General features: G+C 63.0%; 19 protein-coding genes and 1 tRNA gene. 13 read left to right on the top strand and 7 right to left on the bottom strand.

Annotation, left to right across the window (positions count from 1 at the left end):
• Positions 1-10 precede the first annotated feature (10 nt).
• Complete coding sequence (gene hspQ / locus LB541_RS13770; protein ID WP_181165343.1) at positions 11-334, top strand: heat shock protein HspQ; 324 nt, start codon at positions 11-13, stop codon at positions 332-334.
• A 92-nt stretch (positions 335-426) separates the two neighbouring features.
• Here hspQ and LB541_RS13765 read toward each other — a convergent pair whose 3' ends face one another.
• The gene (locus tag LB541_RS13765; RefSeq protein WP_140498608.1) at positions 427-1056 is read right to left on the bottom strand and encodes an invasion associated locus B family protein; all 630 of its coding nucleotides are present in this window, start codon (positions 1054-1056) and stop codon (positions 427-429) included.
• A 225-nt stretch (positions 1057-1281) separates the two neighbouring features.
• On the opposite strand from LB541_RS13765, the gene LB541_RS13760 reads away from it, so the two are divergent.
• The 5 genes from LB541_RS13760 to mgtE all read left to right on the top strand — a co-directional run bounded on the left by LB541_RS13760 (position 1282) and on the right by mgtE (position 8020).
• Positions 1282-3102, top strand: a complete 1821-nt coding sequence (locus tag LB541_RS13760; RefSeq protein WP_224618653.1) for an extracellular solute-binding protein — start codon at positions 1282-1284, stop codon at positions 3100-3102.
• Between the two features lie 61 nt (positions 3103-3163).
• The gene (locus LB541_RS13755) at positions 3164-3844 is read left to right on the top strand and encodes a DsbA family oxidoreductase (protein ID WP_140498610.1); all 681 of its coding nucleotides are present in this window, start codon (positions 3164-3166) and stop codon (positions 3842-3844) included.
• Positions 3819-4088 (top strand): hypothetical protein, encoded by a 270-nt coding sequence (locus LB541_RS13750; RefSeq protein WP_140498611.1) that lies wholly within the window; start codon positions 3819-3821, stop codon positions 4086-4088. Before LB541_RS13755 ends, LB541_RS13750 begins: the two co-directional genes overlap by 26 nt.
• 372 nt (positions 4089-4460) lie before the next feature.
• Entirely contained in the window at positions 4461-6365 is a 1905-nt protein-coding gene (locus LB541_RS13745; RefSeq protein ID WP_181165342.1) for an ABC transporter ATP-binding protein/permease, read from the top strand.
• A 290-nt stretch (positions 6366-6655) separates the two neighbouring features.
• Entirely contained in the window at positions 6656-8020 is a 1365-nt protein-coding gene (gene mgtE, locus LB541_RS13740; protein WP_224618651.1) for a magnesium transporter, read from the top strand.
• Between the two features lie 52 nt (positions 8021-8072).
• Here the strand turns inward: mgtE and gor are convergent, their stop codons facing one another.
• From gor to rpiA, 3 genes are all read right to left on the bottom strand, one after another.
• Entirely contained in the window at positions 8073-9464 is a 1392-nt protein-coding gene (gor, locus tag LB541_RS13735; protein ID WP_224618648.1) for a glutathione-disulfide reductase, read from the bottom strand.
• Between the two features lie 118 nt (positions 9465-9582).
• The gene (locus tag LB541_RS13730) at positions 9583-10179 is read right to left on the bottom strand and encodes a DUF2059 domain-containing protein (RefSeq protein WP_140515392.1); all 597 of its coding nucleotides are present in this window, start codon (positions 10177-10179) and stop codon (positions 9583-9585) included.
• 22 nt (positions 10180-10201) lie between these two features.
• The gene (rpiA, locus tag LB541_RS13725) at positions 10202-10897 is read right to left on the bottom strand and encodes a ribose-5-phosphate isomerase RpiA (protein ID WP_140625135.1); all 696 of its coding nucleotides are present in this window, start codon (positions 10895-10897) and stop codon (positions 10202-10204) included.
• Between the two features lie 387 nt (positions 10898-11284).
• On the opposite strand from rpiA, the gene LB541_RS13720 reads away from it, so the two are divergent.
• The 5 genes from LB541_RS13720 to LB541_RS13700 all read left to right on the top strand — a co-directional run bounded on the left by LB541_RS13720 (position 11285) and on the right by LB541_RS13700 (position 13996).
• Positions 11285-11968, top strand: a complete 684-nt coding sequence (locus LB541_RS13720) for a phosphoglycolate phosphatase (RefSeq protein WP_140498617.1) — start codon at positions 11285-11287, stop codon at positions 11966-11968.
• A 375-nt stretch (positions 11969-12343) separates the two neighbouring features.
• Positions 12344-12418 (top strand) — tRNA-Val (locus tag LB541_RS13715).
• Positions 12419-12614: 196 nt separating this feature from the next.
• Complete coding sequence (locus tag LB541_RS13710) at positions 12615-12788, top strand: hypothetical protein (protein ID WP_181165341.1); 174 nt, start codon at positions 12615-12617, stop codon at positions 12786-12788.
• Positions 12789-13093: 305 nt separating this feature from the next.
• Positions 13094-13351, top strand: a complete 258-nt coding sequence (locus LB541_RS13705) for a PepSY domain-containing protein (RefSeq protein ID WP_140498618.1) — start codon at positions 13094-13096, stop codon at positions 13349-13351.
• 168 nt (positions 13352-13519) lie between these two features.
• Positions 13520-13996: a hypothetical protein gene (locus tag LB541_RS13700; protein ID WP_140561215.1), complete on the top strand. Its 477-nt coding sequence runs from the start codon at positions 13520-13522 to the stop codon at positions 13994-13996.
• A 4-nt stretch (positions 13997-14000) separates the two neighbouring features.
• Here the strand turns inward: LB541_RS13700 and LB541_RS13695 are convergent, their stop codons facing one another.
• Positions 14001-15896: a murein L,D-transpeptidase gene (locus LB541_RS13695; RefSeq protein ID WP_224618646.1), complete on the bottom strand. Its 1896-nt coding sequence runs from the start codon at positions 15894-15896 to the stop codon at positions 14001-14003.
• A gap of 210 nt (positions 15897-16106) precedes the next feature.
• Positions 16107-16853, bottom strand: coding sequence for an SDR family oxidoreductase (locus LB541_RS13690; RefSeq protein ID WP_224618643.1), 747 nt, complete (start codon positions 16851-16853; stop codon positions 16107-16109).
• A gap of 98 nt (positions 16854-16951) precedes the next feature.
• On the opposite strand from LB541_RS13690, the gene LB541_RS13685 reads away from it, so the two are divergent.
• Together LB541_RS13685 and LB541_RS13680 are read left to right on the top strand one after the other, a co-directional pair.
• Entirely contained in the window at positions 16952-17566 is a 615-nt protein-coding gene (locus tag LB541_RS13685) for a TetR/AcrR family transcriptional regulator (protein WP_140825208.1), read from the top strand.
• Positions 17567-17638: 72 nt separating this feature from the next.
• Entirely contained in the window at positions 17639-18040 is a 402-nt protein-coding gene (locus LB541_RS13680) for a rhodanese-like domain-containing protein (RefSeq protein ID WP_140548470.1), read from the top strand.
• A 7-nt stretch (positions 18041-18047) separates the two neighbouring features.
• Here LB541_RS13680 and LB541_RS13675 read toward each other — a convergent pair whose 3' ends face one another.
• Positions 18048-18959: an alpha/beta hydrolase gene (locus LB541_RS13675; protein WP_224618641.1), complete on the bottom strand. Its 912-nt coding sequence runs from the start codon at positions 18957-18959 to the stop codon at positions 18048-18050.
• Between the last annotated feature and the right edge of the window lie 43 nt (positions 18960-19002).

Genomic DNA, 19002 nt, shown 5'->3' with positions numbered 1-19002 from the left:
GGTGAGTACGATGAGAACAGCCAAATTCGCGATCGGACAGGTGGTTCGCCATCGGCTGTTTCCGTTCCGGGGCATCATTTTCGATGTCGATCCGCAATTCGCCAATACGGAGGAATGGTACGAGGCGATCCCCGTCGACGTGCGCCCGCGCAAGGACCAGCCGTTCTACCATCTGCTCGCCGAGAATTCGGAAACCGAGTACATCGCCTATGTGTCCGAGCAGAATCTGCTCGAGGACCAATCGGGAGAACCGGTCCGCCACCCGCAGATCAAGGAAATGTTCGACAAAAAGCCGGACGGACGCTACGAACCGAAACGGCAGTCCAGGCATTGATCACCTCAGGCACTGATCAGTGAGTCAGGTGCAGAAGCAAAAAAGCGGGGCATGACCCCGCTTTTTTGTGGCTTTGAGAATGCCCGAACCGATCAGTTCGCGGTCTTCGCCTTGTCCTGCTCTTCCTTGAGCTTCTTGGCGAAGTCCTGGTTGTTCTTGGCGACGAAATCCTGGAGCTTCTTCTGCCGGTCCTCGATGTCCGACTGCTGCAGCGGCGGGCCGTCATAGGCGCCGCTGAAGCCCTGCAGCGCGACCTTGATCGGATTGGGCTGGTTCTGGAAATTGATCGAGGTCAAGGTGAGCGCCTGGCCCTTCTTGAAGGAGGCGACGAGCTGGTCGGTCAGCGGCACTTCCGCCACGCAGCGGTCGGGGAAGCAGACCACATATTCAAGCTTCTGCGTTTTGCCGGTATCGATCTGGAGGCCAATGCCGGCACCAACCAGACGACCGGTCGGAACCGTCACCTGGAAGACCTTGCGGTTCACCTTGCCTTTCAGCTCGATCAGGCTCACGCCGGTGACCAACTGGCCGTTGCCGGCGGTGGTGATGTTCTGCACGTTGCAGATGTCGACGTCTTCCTGCTTTGTGCAAGCCTTGAACCAGCCCTGCGGGATCTGTTGTTGCTGCTGTGCGGAAGCAACGGGAATTGCCGCGCCCAGAAAGCCGATCACGCCAGCGGCCATGACCGACAGGCGGTACGCATTGCTGTTCAGGCTCGTCATGTCGTGCACTTCCTCTCAAATGATCCCGGGGACCCGCTTCTTCGCGCCGTGTGGTCCAGCTACCTGTTGCCGAAATGAGGCAACAGAATGACTTCGGACGGCGTGTTACACTGCAAGCGGTGCCGAATCCAGCCCGCAATCTGCGATTCTTGGCAACGAACATTGGCGGTGCCCCATGCTAGTGTGCGCACCGAATCATCAAGCCGACCCGGTAAGGAGACGGTCATGGGCCGCGTTCTCGTTTGGCTGATCACCGCGACATCATTTTTCGCCCTTTCGCCCCTGCCGGCGGCGTCGGAACCCAAATATGCAATTGCCATGCAGGGTGAGCCGGCCCTGCCGCCCGACTATGCGCATTTCGACTACGTCAATCCCGACGCGCCGAAGGGCGGCAGCATCACCTATTGCGTCGTCGGCAGTTTCGACAATCTCAACCCCTTCATCCTGAAGAGCCTGCGCACCACGGCGCGCGGCATGATGGACACGATCTTCGGCAATCTGGTCTTCGAGCCGCTGATGCAGCGCAATGCCGACGAGGCCTTCACGCTCTATGGCTTGCTTGCCGAGTCGGCTGACATGGATCCCGAGCGCAAGAGCATCGAATTCCATCTCAACCCGAATGCCAAATGGTCGGACGGCCAGCCGGTGACGCCGGAGGACGTGCTGTTCACCTATGATGCCTACACCCAGAAAGGCCGTCCGCCCTACAGCGACCGCATGGCCAGGATTGCCAAGCTTGAGAAGACCGGCGACCACAGCGTGCGGTTCACCTTCAACGACAAGGCCGATCGCGAATTTCCGCTGATCATCGCGCTGACGCCGATCATCCCCAAGCACGCCTTCGACATCGAGACTTTCGACAGGACGACGCTGAAGCCGTTGATCGGCAGCGGCCCCTACAGGATCGCACAGGTGACGCCCGGCCAGCGCATCGTTTTCAAGCGCAACCCGGACTATTGGGGCAAGGATATTCCGGCCAAGCGCGGCTTCGACAATTACGACCAGATCACCATCGAATATTTCCTCAACGCCAATGCCAAGCTCGAGGCGTTCAAGAAAGGCCTTTGCGCCATCGACGACGACAGCGATCCGGTGAAGCGCGAACGCGATCTGGATTTTCCCGCTTTCCATAGGGGAGAGGTGGTTGCCGAAACTTTCGACACCGGTATTCCACCCGTCGTGACCGGTTTCCTGTTCAACACGAGGCTGCCGAAATTCTCGAACCCCGTGGTGCGTCAGGCGCTCGGCATGCTCTACGACTTCGAATGGGCCAACAAGAACCTGTTTGGCGGCAAATACGCGCGAACGATGAGCTACTGGCAGAATTCCGAGCTTTCGGCGCTCGGCCATCCGGCCGACGACAGGGAAAAAGCGTTGCTGGCGCCCTACCCCGGCCGCGTGCCGGCCGACGTCATGGACGGAACCTGGCGGCCGCCGGTGACCGATGGCTCGGGCCAGGACCGAAAGGTGCTGAAAGCGGCTTTCGATCTCCTGAAAAGCATCGGCTACCACCTGCAGGGCGGCACGATGCTCGACCCCGAGGGCAAGCCCTTCGGCTTCGAGATCCTGACCGCCTCGCAGGACGAGGAGCGTCTCGCCGGCATCTACCAGCGCACGCTGGAAAAGATCGGCATCGATGTCTCCATCCGCAGCCTCGACGGCGACCAGATACAGTCGCGCAAGCAGCGTTTCGATTTCGAGGTGCTGATCGGCTCGAGCGGCTTCAACAATTCGCTCTCGCCCGGCATCGAGCAGATCGGGCGTTGGTCATCCTCCGCCGCCAAGGCTGAAGGTTCGTTCAACCTCGCCGGCGTCGCCGATCCCGCGGTGGACGCTGCGATCGAGGCCATGTTGCGCGCCCGCACCAAGGAGGATTACGTCGCCGCCGTGCGCGTTCTCGACCGGTTGCTGATCTCCGGCAACTACATGGTGCCGATGCAGCACAACACGCAGCAATGGATCGCTTACTGGAATTATCTGGACCATCCGCAAAAGACGCCCATATTCGGTTACCAGTTGCCGACCTGGTGGCGAAAGCCGAACTGAGCATAGGCCCAGGAGTGGAAGCCCGGTAAGTGCACGGCGCCCGAACGTTCAGGAGATCGAGATGAGCCAAGCGAATACGATCACCATAGACGTGGTGTCCGACGTCGTGTGCCCATGGTGCTTCATCGGCCAGAAGCGGCTGGATAAGGCGGTCGCCGCCGCCGGCGAGGTGGATGTGCATATACGCTGGCGGCCGTTCCAGCTCGATCCGACCATTCCGCCGGAAGGCAAGGATCGCCGCGAGTATATGCTGGCCAAGTTCGGCAGCGACGAACACATTCGCCAGATCCACGCCCGTATCGAGCCGCTCGGTGAAGCCGAAGGCATTTCCTTCGCTTTCGGCGCCATCAAGGTCGCGCCCAACACGCTTGATGCCCATCGCGTCATTCGCTGGGCCGGTGCGGCCGGCGAAGACGTGCAGAACCGGCTGGTGCGCCGCCTGTTCCAGCTGAACTTCGAAGAAGGCGCCAACATCGGCGATCACGCCGTGCTGGTCGAGGCGGCGCGCGAGACCGGAATGGACGCATCCGTTGTCGAGACGCTCTTGCCGACCGATGCCGATGTCGAGGCGGTTCGCACCGAGATCGCCACCGCGTCGCGCATGGGCATATCAGGCGTGCCATGCTTCCTGCTGGAGGGCAAATACGCGGTGATGGGCGCGCAGGACGTCGACACGCTCGCCGACGCCATCCGCCAGGTAGCCGCCGCCAAGGCGCGTGGCGAACTGGAAAAAGTCGACTGAACCCGATCTTCAACGCAGGATTTTCAAGCAGCCCTCCCCGGGCGTGAGGCAACGCCTGGCCCCGGTGGGTTCCGCGATCATTGGCTTTGCCGGCGTCGCGGCCTGCCTTGATGCCGCCGGTCCGGTCGATCGCTGGCTTGCCCAGCGTCTCAGGTCATTTCCGGACTTCCGGCGGGGACATGCCGGCGAGGAATCAGGCGTCCAGGGCGACGTGTTTTCCGGAATTTTGATTAGCCTGCAATGAAAAGCCGGCTTGCCGGGCAGCCCAAGCGGGTCACAAATTCGTGCGAACGCCTTCCCTAGGGGAAGGTAGAAACGTCGCGCTCTGATGCCGCGTAATTACCTGACATCACTAGCTTAAACCGGCTTTTCGTCGGCTTTGGCGCGACGCTCGGGAAGCCGAACCTGTTGCCCTGCAGCCACGGCATCCACCTCAATCCCGCTGCCCCCCTATAAAAATTAATGGAAAATGATCAATTGGTGTTACCATCCGTAACAATACAAAAAAGGTTTGGGCGGGATTGTGATTCGGGTCGACAGACCACCGCAACTGTCAGGAACAGATGGACTACACAGCGATGCCGCAAGGCGGTCGCTTCTGACCCCGGTTTCCTCGATGCGCAGCTTCTGGGGCCTGATGCGGGCCTACTGGGTCTCGGACCGGTGGAAGGAGGCCTGGACGCTGACGCTGGTGATCGCGCTGCTCACCGCTCTGTCCAGCAAGGCCGGCGTCTGGTTCGCAGAAGCATCCGGGGAACTGGTCAACTCGATCGCCTTCTTCCACGACGCCGCCAACACCACCCCTCTCCAGACGCTTTTGGCCAATGCCGGTATTTTGGTGCTGCTGGTCGTGCTCAAGGACGCCGGCTTCACGGGCATCCGCAATCTTGTCTCGGCAACCTTGCACCGCAAATGGCGCGGCTGGCTCGACAGCCGTTTCAACGAGGCGCTGCTGGACGGCAACCACACCCATTTCCACGCCCAGCATGCCTCGACCGGCAATGGCGCGCCGGCCCCCGACAACATCGACCAGCGCGTCCAGGAATCGATCAAGGACATGACCGGCGGCGCCATCGGCCTGGCCATGGGCGTGCTGGGTGTCGCCACCTCGCTCTATTTCGTCGGCCAGAAGCTGCTCGAGACCTCCGTCGAGGTAAAGGGGCTCGAATTCCTCGGCAGCTATGGCAGCGCCATCCTCGCCCTCCTTGCCGTCGCCATCTATGTGCCGCTCAACACTTGGATCGCGGTAAAGCTCGGTGGCATGCTCGAGCGTCTCAATGTCAGGATGCAGCAGGCCGAAGGCAGTTACCGTGGCGAGCTGACGACATTCCTGCGCCGCAGCTTCCATGTCGCGGCCTCGCGGGGCGAAAGCGTTCAGAGGACCATGCATGGCCGCCTCTATGGCGATATTGACGGCACATGGACGCGGCTCAACATCGTCAACACCGTCTACATGTCGTTCGAGCTGATCTACAATTTCATCGGCGCCCGCATTGTTGCCTATGGACCGGGCCTTGTGCCGTTCATCCACAACGGCTTCGACCTGAAGGGCTACATAACCGGCTCCGAACTGGTCAATTCGCTGATCGGCCAATGTTCGTGGTTCATCCATGTCATGCCCGCCATCGCCACCCTGCGCGCCAACAGCCAGCGTGTCACCGAGTTGGCCAATGCGATCGAGAACGTTCAGCACCCCCAGGAATTCTACAGCCAGAGCGGCCGTTCCGACTTCCGCTACGCCAGCCAGAACCCGGTTTTCGGCTTGACCATCCAGAAGCTCGAACTGGCGCATCAGGGTGAGGACGCAACGCCTTTCCTCGTAGCGGCGAACCTGCGCTTCCGGCGCGGCGAATGGACCTTCCTGAAAGGCGAATCCGGCTGCGGCAAGACCTCGCTGATCAAGGCCATCAACGGCCTGTGGCCCTACGGCCGCGGCACCATCGTCTTCCCCGAAGGGGTAAAGAGTTTCTATGCAGCCCAGGAGGTCAAGCTGCAGCAGGTGACCCTGAAGCAGCTGGTCTGCCTGCCGGGCTCCGAGCACGACCATGGCGACGCGCAGGTCGCGTCCGCGCTGCACAAGGCGGGTCTGGGCGACTTCATCGAGAATATGGGCGACGAAAGCCGCGAAGGCAAAAGCTGGGATCAGGTCCTGTCCGGCGGTCAGAAACAGAAGCTGGTGGTGGCCCGCATCGTGCTCCATCAACCCGGGCTGCTATTCCTGGACGAGGCGACCGGCGCACTCGATCCGGAGGGCAAGGTTGCCTTCCACCAGGCGATCAAGGACAACTGCCCGGATGTAACGGTGATCAGCGTCATGCATGAAGCGGTGGCGCCGCGATCGGTCACCGGCGCCGAGTTCTACCACTCGATCGTCGCGATCGCGGACGGCGTCGCCACCAAGAAGCCGCTGGTGCCGAGCCTGCCTCCCGAGCTCACCACCATTCTCGCACAGCCAGGGCCGGTGCCAAGGCCGGTCGACGACAAATGGCTGCGTTTTCCGCGCCGGCTGAAGCAGAAGTAGCCGGACTCGCCGCGGCATAGGCCGTCCAGCCATTTTACCGTTTCGGCGCGATACGCTTCAGCGATCACAGTCTCGCGACTGGGGCATGTTGCCCGCATTTTCCTCGATCACCTCGATTGACAGGGCAAGGCGAGCTCCTATGTTGCGCCCGCTCGCAGACATCAAACTCGAACCCGCGAGCGGAAAGGTCACCCCGCCATGCCTGGCGACAGTCACAGTCGAACGCAACCGCCGTCCGCCCTGACGTGACCTCGACGGTTCACGTCTTGCCGGACGGCAAGGAGTGAACCATGAACGATTTTTCCCCCGTAGCGGACGACGAGGCCGTCGCCATCGCCCGCATCCTTGCAAACGACCATGTCGCAGACGTGGTCGAAGCGCTCAACCGCGAGTCGCGCGAAACGGCGACCGAGCTGCTTTGCGAAGTGCCGTTCGAACGGCTGGTCGATATCTTCGACCAGCCGGAGCTCGAGGGCGCGCCAGAGCTGGCGGAGGCCTTGCCTCGCGCCAAGGCGGGCAAGCTGCTTACCGCCATGTCGGTCGATCGCGCTGCCGACATCCTGCGCGATCTTGACGAACCCGCCCGTTCCGAGCTGCTCGGCGTGCTGGCGCCGCCGCTGCGCGCAACCCTGCTCTCGATTCTCGGTTACCCCGAAGGCAGTGCCGCTTCGATCATGACGACGGAGTTCGTCAGCGTGCCCTCGGACTGGACCGTCGGCCGCACGCTCGACTACATCCGCAAGGTCGAGCGGACGCGCGAAACCGTCTACGCCATCTACATCGTCGATCCCGAGACGCATCTGCTCATGCGCTCGACCGGCCTGCGCCGGCTCATCACCGGCGAGCCTGGCGATTCGATCCTGTCGGTGGCGCCGGACCGCGTGCCGGTGACCGTCACGCCTTTGACCGATCGCGAAACCCTGGCGCAGACGATCTCCAAATACGATCTGCTCGCCGTTCCCGTCGTCGATCACGGCAAGATCCTCGGCATCGTCACCATCGACGACATCATCGACACGATGATCGAGGAGACGACGGAGGACGTGCATCGCTTCGGCGGCATGGAGGCTCTGGACGAGCCCTACATGAAGATGAGCTTCCTCGCCATGATCCAGAAGCGTGCCGGCTGGCTGTGCGCGCTGTTCATCAGCGAGATGCTGACGGCCAACGCCATGCAAAGCTACGAGAGCGAGCTGGAAAAAGCGATCGTGCTGACGCTCTTCATTCCGCTGATCATGAGTTCCGGCGGCAATTCCGGCTCGCAGGCGACCTCGCTGGTCATACGCGCGCTGGCGTTGCGCGAGATCGGCCTGCGCGACTGGTGGCGGGTGGCGTTGCGCGAATTGCTCACCGGCCTCCTGCTCGGGGCGATACTCGGCGTCGTCGGCATCTGCCGCATCGCGCTCTGGCAGTATTTCGACTTCTACAACTACGGCCCGCACTGGCCGTTGATCGCCGCGACGGTCGGAGCGGCATTGGTCGGCATCGTCACCTTCGGCTCGCTGTCGGGTTCGATGTTGCCGTTCGCCTTGAAACGCGTCGGCTTCGACCCGGCCAGCGCGTCGGCGCCGTTTGTCGCCACGCTGGTCGATGTCACCGGGCTTGTCATCTATTTCTCGGTGGCGCAGGTGATCCTGCGCGGCACGTTGCTGTAGCAGCTCTCCTAGCTGCGTCGCGGCAAGCACCTTGCCGCGGCGCGTTTGTCCGTCAGTCTACGCGCTCGCCATCCTTCACTCGGTAAGTCGGCTTGTACATGGTCACAAGCTCTTCCGCGGCCGTCGGATGCACGGCCATGGTGCGGTCGAAATCATCCTTGACCAGCCCGGCCTTCAGCGCAATGGCGAGAAGCTGCGCCATCTCGCCGGCATCCGGCCCCAATATGTGCGCGCCGAGTACCTTCTTAGACGCGCCATCGACCACCAGCTTCATCAGCATCTTTTCGTCGCGGCCGGACAAGGTGTGCCGCATCGGACGGAATGCCGCGCGATAGATCTCGATGTCGGGGAAGCGCTTGACCGCCTCGTCTTCCGACAGGCCGACCGTGCCGATCTCCGGCTGCGAGAACACGGCGGTGGCGATCGTGTCGTGGTCGGGCGCGGTCGGGTTGCCCTTGAAGGCGGTCTCGACGAAGCACATCGCCTCGTGGATCGCCACCGGCGTCAGTTGCACGCGATTGGTGACGTCGCCGATCGCCCAGATGTTTTCGACGTTGGTGCGGGAGTACGCGTCGACCTGGATCGCGCCGGTCGCGGTCATCTCGATGCCGATGCCTTCCAGTCCCATATTCTCGGTGTTGGGGATGCGGCCGATGGCGAGCATCACCTGGTCGACCGTCAGCGTCTGGCCGCCGGTGAGCAACGCGTCGAGCCGGCCGTCCGGCCGTTTGCGGATCCATTCCGAGACGGCATGGCAAAGGATCTTGATCCCCTTCTTCTCCATCGTTTCGTGCAGCATGCGCCGCAGGTCCATATCGAAGCGACTGAGGATCTCCTTGCCGCGATAGACCAGCGTGGTGTCGACGCCCAGGCCATGGAAGATGTTGGCGAATTCGACCGCGATATAGCCGCCGCCTTCGATCATGATCGACTTGGGCAACTGCTCGAGGTCGAAGGCCTCGTTGGAGAAGATGCAGTGTTCGTGGCCGGGCAGTGCCGGGTGCGGCGCCGGACGGCCGCCGGTGGCGATCAGGATCTGGTCGGCGGTGACGGTACGGTCCTCGTCCAGAAGATGCACCACATGCGGGTCGACGATCATGGCGCGCGTGTGAAAGGCCTCGCCGCCGGCGCCCTCGACGTTCCTCTTGTAGATCGCCTCCAGACGGCTGATCTCGCGGTCCTTGTTGGCGACCAGCGTGGGCCAGTCGAAACTGGCTTCCGGCACCGTCCAGCCATAGCCGGCGGCATCGGCGAAATGCTCGGGAAATTGCGAAGCATAGACATAGAGCTTCTTCGGTACGCAGCCTCTGATGACGCAGGTGCCGCCGAAGCGATATTCCTCGGCGATGCCGACGCGCTTGCCGAGCGCTGCGGCGACGCGCGCCGCCCTCACCCCGCCCGAACCGCCGCCGATAACGAAAAGATCGTAGTCGTAACCGGCCATTGCGCGGCTCCTTGAGCTTCGGAAAATGTGAGTGACAGGTAGGCCGCAAACCATCAAAAGAAAAGCCCGGACGAGCCGGGCTTCACAGATGGCCGCAGGGCCGTTTGGAATGGCAGGATCAGTTCTGCGTGTCGTCGGCAGGGGCCGATCCATCGGCAGGCGCGGCGCCATCGGCGGGCGCGGCCGCATTAGCAGGCGCTGCCGGCGCTTTCGCCTTGGCCGCCGCGGCCAGCGTTTCACCGACCTGCTGGGCGAGGTCACGAGCAAGCCCGTTCTGCCAGATATCGGCGGCCTTCACCAGGTCGCGCGTCACGGCCGGGCCGCTCTCGAGGAGCTTCTTGCCGGAGTCCGAATTGTAGAAGGTCGCGATGTCGTTGAGTTCCTGTTCGGAAAACACCTTCGCATAGGCAAGGGCCGCTTCCTTCTCCAGGTCGGCCCGGCGCGAGGCCAGCGCCAGCGCCTTCTCGCTGATCGTCTTGGCGATCAGCTCCTGCATGTCGGGGTTCTTCTGGATGAGCTGCGATTCGAGGGCGGCGGCGGCCTGCGGCAGGATGTTGTCGAACGGGTCGGTCGCATGGATCGCGGTGACCGCGGCGCGCGCCGCCTTCAGGTGCGCTTCCGTGACGTCCTGCGAGAACGCCGGCGAAGAGAAGGCGAAGACGGCCGATGCCGCCAGAAGGACGGACAAGCGGCGAACCCGGTTATGCAACATCATGGTCGATAGAACTCCCTGTTTTTCAGGCGGCATGGACGGTTTGGATGCCATCGCCCCCGGCGATGATGGCCGCTGACGCCAGCCCGATGAAAAGACCGTGCTCGACCACGCCGGGAATGGCGTGGAGAGCATTCGATAGCGCTCTTGTATCCGGAATGCGGCCAAAAGATGCATCGAGGATAAAGTGGCCGCCGTCTGTAACAAAAGCCTGGCCGCCCGTCATCCTCAATGTAACCGGACCGGAAAGGCCGAGCCTTGCAGCCGCCTTCCCGATCGCGATTTCGGTTGCGCGCAGGCCGAACGGGTTGACCTCGATGGGCAACGGAAAACGGCCGAGCGTCTCGACCATCTTGGAGCGATCGGCAATGACGATCATGCGAGCGGACGCCGCCGCGACGATCTTCTCGCGCAGCAATGCGCCGCCGCCGCCCTTGATGAGCGTTAGTGCGGGGTTGACTTCGTCGGCGCCGTCCACGGTGAGATCGAGTTCCGGCGTCTCCTCCAGTGTCGACAGCGGCACCCCAAGCTCGCGGCACAGCGAGGCGGTGCGCTCGGACGTCGGCACGCCGATGATGGTCAGGCCCGTGGCCACCTTGTCGGCAAGCAGCCGCACGAACTCGTCGGCGGTGGTGCCGGTGCCGATGCCGAGCCGCATGCCGTCGGTGACATGGGCAAGGGCCGCCCGCGCGGCTTCGACCTTCAACTGTCTTGCATCCATGCCGCTTTTACCGCCCCGGAACCTGGTGTTTGCGGCTCCTACCATTTTTGCCGGTCCGGTCAAAGCCCTTGCAGCGGTGTAGGTTGATGACGTTCGGCCTCCCGTCAATGGTGTGCCCGCGCGGCCAGCCAGCGATGAGCGGGTAACGTTAATAGGAATTTTTTCTTATATGCCATTGACTGGGTGAAGGCAGTTATGCTACATATTTGCCTATGGTGCAGATTTGCGCCGGGACCCGCCGCACTGGCGGGTTTTTTCATGGCTGGCGGTTCGTCGCGAATGCCCGGTCCGGGGAGCTTGCTTGCCTGAACGAGCCTGCCCGGCGCTTGCCTTGACGCGCCGCAGCCTTTATCGCCTGCCCATTGCATAAACTGCCCAGGATGGATCATGACCCGCCCGATCATCGTGTTTGATCTCGACGGTACGCTGATCGACACAGCGCCGGACCTGCTCGACAGCCTTAACCACAGCCTTGCCGCCAGCGCGCTCGCGGCCGTCGACGAAGCCGGCTTCAGGCGCTTCGTCGGCCATGGCGGCCGCGTGATGATCGAACGGGCACACGCCGCGCAGCAGCGGTCCCTCGATGTCGCGGAACACGACCGGCTGCTGAAACTGTTCCTCGATCATTACACCCTCAACATTCCCGGCAAGTCCCGCCCCTACCCCGGCGTCCTCGAGGCGATCGCCCGCTTCGAGAAGGCCGGCTACCTCCTGGCCGTCTGCACCAACAAATACGAGGCCAACTCGCTGGCGCTGATCGAGGCGCTCGGCCTGACCAAACACTTCGCGGCGATTGCCGGACAGGATACCTTCGCCTTCCGCAAACCCGATCCGCGCCACCTCACCGAAACCATCAAGCGCGCCGGCGGCGACCCGCACCGAGCTTTGATGGTCGGCGATTCGCAGACCGACATCGACACCGCGAAAGCCGCCGGCATCCCAGTGGTGGCCGTCGACTTCGGCTACACCGACCGCCACGTGCGCGAGTTCGAGCCCTCGGCGGTGATCTCGCATTTCGACGCGCTGACGCTGGACCTAGCTGAGCGGCTGATCGCCGCGGCGCAACATTGAACGGATAGCGGGCGGCCGGGACAGGTTCAATGACAGTTTCCTGTTTGCGGCGGATGCCTCTAATGATCGAAGTCGGCGCCGCCCCTCATCGCCCTGCCGGGCATTTCTCCCCGCACAGAGACGGGGAGAAGGGTCTGGCCGGAACGCTGGCGCCTCCATTGCAACGTTAAAAATTGGCGAAAACGGCGACACAGCCCCCTCTCCCCGTCTATACGGGGAGAGGATGCCGGCAGGCAGGTGAGGGGCGGCGCCGGCGCTTGAAAGAGTATGACGAAACCTGAAGCGATTGCCCCCTGTGAGAACGCCGGACACCGCCTTGACTTACCCGGCCGCCCTCCCTTATATCGCGGCTCGCTTGGCCTTCGGGCAACGAGCGGGCGATTAGCTCAGCGGGAGAGCACACCCTTCACACGGGTGGGGTCGCAGGTTCAATCCCTGCATCGCCCACCATCCAACTAAACTGATTTGTTGGATGACTAGGCCCCTCCACTTTGTCCAAAAAAGCTACTGGCGCGTAGGCCAAACAGCTTGGCGCCTCGCCCTTATTGATTTTGGGTTTCCGTCACCATCTGTCGGTTTGTTTGTATGCAAATCAGTTGGGCGACGCTATGGTAGCTTCCTCAACGTCAGATTCTCGGGGGAGAACATGGCAGAACACGCCGTTGAAATCGTCAGGGAAAAGTCGTGGTCGGTTCGCGTGACCGTCAATGGCGTCACCACCACCGTCCCATTCTCAGCCGAAAGCTATGCGCGCTCATACGCCGACGGTCAGGCGTTCCGGCTGGGTGTGCAGGTGGCAGAGCTTAAGCGGTCAGCCTGACGCGTGGGGGGTTGAGAAGCCCTCCGAAAAATTGCAGGTAGGCGACGAAAGCCGGATCATGTGGGGCGACGGCGAGCGGGCTCGGCCCGTGCGGCCGAGCAGGTATTCGAGAATCGCGATCGATTCGACCATGATCATTCGCCGTCTTGTAGCGCCGGGACAAAGCCGGCGGGGTTGATTGCAAGAAAATCGGGAATTGCTCGAGGGCAGTCACAAAGCCGATGCATAGCCTGGCCATCCATCCCGCCTGGGGAACAAACCTCCCCATCACTGAGTTTCCCCCTGTCGAAACTTGAGGGAAAACCATGACCAGATTTCTCGTGGCGACAAGCGTCGCCATTCTCCTCGGCGCCGGGCCGGCCTTCGCCGCGGACGACAAGCCTTTGCCGCCGCCCAATGCCAAGAAATTGTCCGACATCATCGCCAAGGTCGAGCAGCGCGATGGCTTCCGCTATGTCAAGGAGGTCGACTGGGATGATGGCGCCTATACCGTCACCTACTACACCGCCGACAAGGCGAAGGTCGAAATCACCTATGATCCGGTAACAGCCGAGCCCAGATAGCTTCGTCAGGAGAAAACCTGCGGGGGCGAGCAACCCGTATTGCGATCCCTCCCCGCAATGATCACCGGTCCCAATCTGAAAATGCCGAGCCTGCGGCGTGAGATGTGCCTGCCCTTGCGCCAATGCACCTTTGATGGCTGATTACAGCGGAGCTTCACGGGGGTATGCATGGCGACGGCCAGGCATGTGTTGAAACGTATCTTGATGGTGCTTGCCGGCTATCTCGTCGCCGTGCTGGTCGGTCTGATCGCCGTCGTCGCGATTTACGCCGTGCTGAGCTCCCTGCCCGATGCGCCCGGCTATTTCGACGTCATGGGCGTCTCGCCGATCGCGGTGCTGGTGGTGCCGCCGCTCGGCATGTTCATCTATTTCCTGACGATCGTGCTGACCGGGGTGCAGACATTGGTGTTCGCATTGATCGCCGAATGCTTCTCGTTGCGCGGCTTCTGGCTGCACATGCTCTTCGGCGGGGCGGCGGCGGTCGGCGGCTTTGCCCTGATCTGGCCGAGCGCGCTCGAGGACATGGCCTCGGAGCGCTGGGCCGACATCGGCATCATCGCCGCTGCAGGCCTGGTCGCCGGGCTTGTCTACTGGCTGATCGCAGGGCGCGACGCCGGTTTCCGGCGACCGCTCTCGGCCCGCTGAATTCTCAGCTCGACGGCGAGCGTGCTGCTTCGGTAGCGTCTAGGGCTTGCTTCAACCGCGTGTCCCGGTCGTAGACGTCGTTGAAGTATTCGACCTTGCCGGACATGTCGGGCCATGCGGTGAAATAGGCGACATAGACCGGAATCGTGCGCGTCACATTCTCGGTCGCGTGCCCGTGCTTCAGCTTCTCGGCGATGTAGTCGACCGACGTGCCCAGCACCGCAGCCGCCATGCCGCGCGGGTCCTGCAACCGCACGCAGCCGTGGCTGAGCGCACGCATATCGCGCTGGAAGAACGACTTCTGCGGCGTGTCGTGCATGTAGATGGCGTGCTTGTTGGGGAACAGGATCTTCAATTCGCCCAGCGCATTGGCCTCGCTCGGGAGTTGGCGCACGCTGTAGGGGATGTTCGCGCCATAGCCGCCCCAGTTGACCGCCGAGGACGGAATGCGCTTGCCGCGCGAATCGGTCACCTCATAGCCGGCGCGGTCGAGATAACCCGGATCGCCGCGCAATCTCGGCAGCATCTCGTTGACGATGATCGACTGCGGCACACCCCAATAGGGATGGAAGTCGACCTGCTTGATCTGGTCGTAGAAGAAGGCGGTCTGGTTGGTGGTCCTGCCGATGACCGCGCGGGTTTTCAGCTTTTCCTCGCCATTGTCGATGTAGCTCGCGGTGAAGGCCGGCTGGTTGATGAAGACACGCGGGCTGCCGAGGTCGGATGGCAGCCAGCGCAGTTCTTCCAGCGCCACCTGTACCTTGAGCAGCCGGTCGGCCTTGGACGTTCCGGCCAGCGACGCGACAGTGCGCGGTCCGATGACGCCGTCGCCCTTCATGCCTGCCTTTTGCTGCACCGCCTTGACGACCGGGACCAGCTCAGGGAGGTAGACGTCGCTGGTGGCGAGCCGCGACAGCACTTCGCCATAGGCGCCGCCCATCTCGTCGTCGAGATTGCGCGCGATCAGGCTCAGCAGCTTGGGAAGCTCGGGACTGGTTTCGCCCGGCTTCAGCAACAGGTTGGGATCGACGACGATCTCGTTTTCGGCGCTCGCTTGCAGCGACTCCAGCTCGACGCGCAGCGCCTGGTACTCCGGGTTCTGCGGATGCCGCGATTCGAGATAGGTGCGCACCTCCTGCGTGTGCGCCAGCGTCTTCAAAACGCCTTCCATGTCGAGCGGCTTGGCGGGAAAGTCATAGTAGCCGGTCATGCGGTTGGGTTCGACGCGGCCGCTTTGGGCATCATGGACATAGCGAAGCACGCGAGCCGACAGCGCCATTTCGAAGCGCACGAACTCCTTCAAACGTGCCGCGGCGTCACCAGTCGACGCAGCGGCGGTCGGCACGTCGACCGTGTAGTCGGACGGTGCCAGGCCGTAGCTCGCCGCCTCGCCAAGCACCCGCACCGCGTCCTGCGCGCGGCTGTTGGCGTTGGCTCCGGTCACCCAGATGAAATCCGGATTGGCCGAATAATAGGCGATCAGCGCCTTGGCGATATCCGGCTCCGCATAGAGCTCGTAGTCGCTCAGTCCGGCGATTGCCTCGCGAAAGGCGTTGCCGGTGGCTGAGGGCACGAAGGCGGCGTCCTGCGGCGTCGCCGGCTGCGGCGCTGCCGTAAGCGCCGAGAAGTCGACGCGCACGAGCTTGTCGGCTTTGTAGGTGTAGTAGGAAGGGCTGCTGATCTTCACGCTGCCGCCGCCACCACCGCCGGCGGATACGTTGGGGTTCGGCTTGCGCCTTGGTGGCGGAGGAGGAAACTCACCTCGCGGCTCGTGCCTTACGCCGCCGCCGAAAAGCATGTCGAAAAGCCCCTGCGCGCCTGCTTGCGGCGTTCCCAGGGCCAGCGTCGCCACGAGCGCTGCAAGCGGCAACGCGGTAGCTTTGTTTCCCGGCAATTTCATGGTCACCCGCTCCAGCCGCAACCGGCTCCGTTCCGCACGCTCGTGCGTCTTGCCCACCGCATGGCGGATGTAAGACGCGACTATACCGATTCATACCGATTTCGTTAAGCTTTCATAAATTTTGGGGCGGCTGTGGCAGAACGGTTTCACAACATCGTGACGGCCGGAGCGGACACAATCCGCTCCGGCCGTCGAAGCAGGCGGGCGACGTCAGGCGTTGGCGCCGCCATCGATGGTCAGCGCGGCGCCGGTCACGAAGCGCCCCTCGGGACCGGCGAGCCAGGCGACCATGCCGGCGACCTCATCGGCGTCGCCGAAACGCGGTGTGGCCATTTTTTCCCGCTGATGCTCGGCATGCGGACCGCTTGCCGGATTCATGTCGGTGTCCGTCGAGCCCGGATGGACGATATTGGCGGTAATGCCGCGCGCACCGAGGTCGCGTGCCAGGGCTTTGGTTAGTCCGACCAGCGCCGCCTTGCTCGCGGAATAGGCACTGAGGCTTGTGTCGGTCACACGCTCCGCCAGATTGCTGCCGATGGAGATAATCCTGCCGCCCTCGCCCATATGTGCCACCGCGGCCTTGGAGGCGACGAACGGCGCTCTCAGGTTGACCTCCATGGTTTCATCGAAGTCGGCGAGCGACAGGGTGTCGATGGGCGCGGCGCGCCAGATGCCCGCGCTGTTGACCAATATGTCGAGCCGTCCGAAGGCAGAAGCAACATCGTCGACCGCCCTCGCGACCGCCGCGGCGTCGCGGTTGTCGGCCTTGATGGCGATGGCGCGTCCGCCATTGGCCTCGATCTCGCCGACCACCGCACGGGCCTGCTCCTCGCCATTGACATAGGTCAGTGCCACGCTGGCGCCGTCTGCCGCCAGCTTGCGAGCGATCGCTGCGCCGATGCCGCGGCCGCCGCCGGTGACGAGCGCGGCCTTGCCGCTCAGACGGTTCGATGACATTGCATTCTCCTTTTTGTAACGATCGATACATAAATAGATGTCAGGCTTGTCCGGCCCCGTCAACTGAATTATGTATCGATCAGCACAGAAAGAGCATGATGCCGGAACGAGGCCGCCCCCGCACCTTCGACAGAACCGCCGCCCTGCGGCGCGCGATGGAGGTGTTCTGGGTCAAGGGCTATGAAGGCACGTCGATAAGCGACCTGACCGGGGCGATGGGCATCAATTCGCCAAGTCTCTACGCCGCCTTCGGCAGCAAGGAAGCGCTCTTCCTCGAGGCGACCGAGTTTTACACGCAGGCCGAAGGCACGGACATCTGGACCGCGCTGGACGAGGCGCCAACGGCACGTGAGGCGATCGAGGCTTTCCTGCGTCAGACCGCCAAGGCCTATTCGCAGACCGACCGCCCGCAAGGATGCCTGGTCACGCTCGGCGCGTTGCATCAGGACAGCTCGCGCGGCGCCATCTGCAACGACCTGCGCCGTCGGCGCGCCGAAAACCACGCAGCCTTGCAGAGGCGGTTGGAGCGTGGCGTGGCCGAGGGCGAATTGCCGAGGAGTTTCGACTGCGAAGCCGCCGCGACCTTTTTCGCGACGGTTCAACACGGCATGTCGATCCAGGCGCGCGACGGTGCTTCGCATGCGGCCCTGTTGGCAACCGTGGAGGGGGCAATGGCCGCCTGGAAGATGATAGCCGGTACCGACGCGGGATGACAAACGCCGGGCGTTGTGCTCGAAATCCGAACGGACGGAGCGCCAGTCTAAACGGGCCGGGAGGATCGGACGGTGAAAAAGGGTTATCGCGAACTGCTGGATGAGGCGAATGCCGAGATCGAAGTGCTTTCGCCCGAGGAAGCGGCAGCCCTGATCGAGGACGAAGGCACCATCTTTGTCGACCTGCGAGATCCTCGCGAGATTGAACGCGACGGCAGGATTCCCGGCGCCAAACATGTCACCCGTGGCATGCTGGAATTCTGGATCGATCCCGAGAGCCCTTACCACAAGCCGTTCTTCGCTTCGGGAAAGAGCTTCGTCTTCTTCTGCGCCGGCGGCTGGCGTTCGGCGCTCGCCACCAAGACCGCGCAGGACATGGGGCTGTCGCCGGTCAAGCATATCCTTGGCGGCTACACCGCCTGGAAGGCGGCCGGACTGCCGGTGGAACCCGGCGAGAAGAAGAAACAGCCCTGATTGCGGTTCAATGGAGCAGCGACGGCTCCCGGTGCGCGGCCACGAAGCTGACGGCGCGTTCCACCACGCCCTTGTCCGCCAGGATGCGGCGATGGCCGAGCCCTTCGGCCCAGTGGAGCAACACATGGTCACCGGCGCCGGCATAACGCCAGGCATGATCGGCCGAGACTTCGCGATCGTCGGGTGCGTGGATGACCAACGTCGGCACCGGCGCCTGGGCAAGCTGCCGATCGCCGGTGAATTCGTGCAGCGGCCGGCCGGAAAGATATTCGACACGGTCCGCCATGGCGGCCTGCGAGCGCGGACCGACATTGAGCATGCGGCTGAAGTCGGCGAAGATGGCCGGCAATGAACTGGGCGCGGCGATCAGCACCAGGCGCCCGGCCGCCAGCGGCGCAATGTTCCTGATCGATCCGGCGATTGCATTGGCGGCGACGGCGCCGCCGAAGGAATGACCGACCACCGCCGCGAACGGGCCGAACCATTCGCCCGCGATTCGCACCGCATCCACGGCATTGACCATGTTCAACCGCCGGCCATGCGATTGGCCGTGGCCGGGAAGGTCGAGCGAGACGACCCTGTAGCCGGCGGCGCGGTAGCCCTCGATCAGCATGCGCATATATTCGGTGCGCGAGCGCCACCCATGAACGACGAGAACCGTTCCGGCGGACGCCCTGCCCGGCTCCGGACGGAATTCATGCACCATGACGCAGCCGGATCCGGCTTTCAGCCGGTGATGCCGCGCTTCGGCCATGAAATCTGCCGCGCGGTCGACGGCACGGCGTTCGCCCTCGCTCAGCACCCTGGCGTTCGGCGTACGGCAGAACAGCTCGAATGCGGCGCGCCCGGTGAGGCGGGGGGCGACATGTTCGGCGGCCCCGAATACACCCCGGATGACCTTCAGTCCGAATGATGCCATAGTGGGAATCCATCCATACGTTCAAGCATGAACATAATAGTTC

Origin of the sequence: Mesorhizobium sp. BR1-1-15 (genome assembly GCF_020165475.1) — a bacterium.
Lineage (GTDB): Bacteria > Pseudomonadota > Alphaproteobacteria > Rhizobiales > Rhizobiaceae > Mesorhizobium.
The sequence above is the reverse complement of the archived record's forward strand: the minus strand, read 5'-3'. Positions and strand labels throughout refer to the sequence as shown.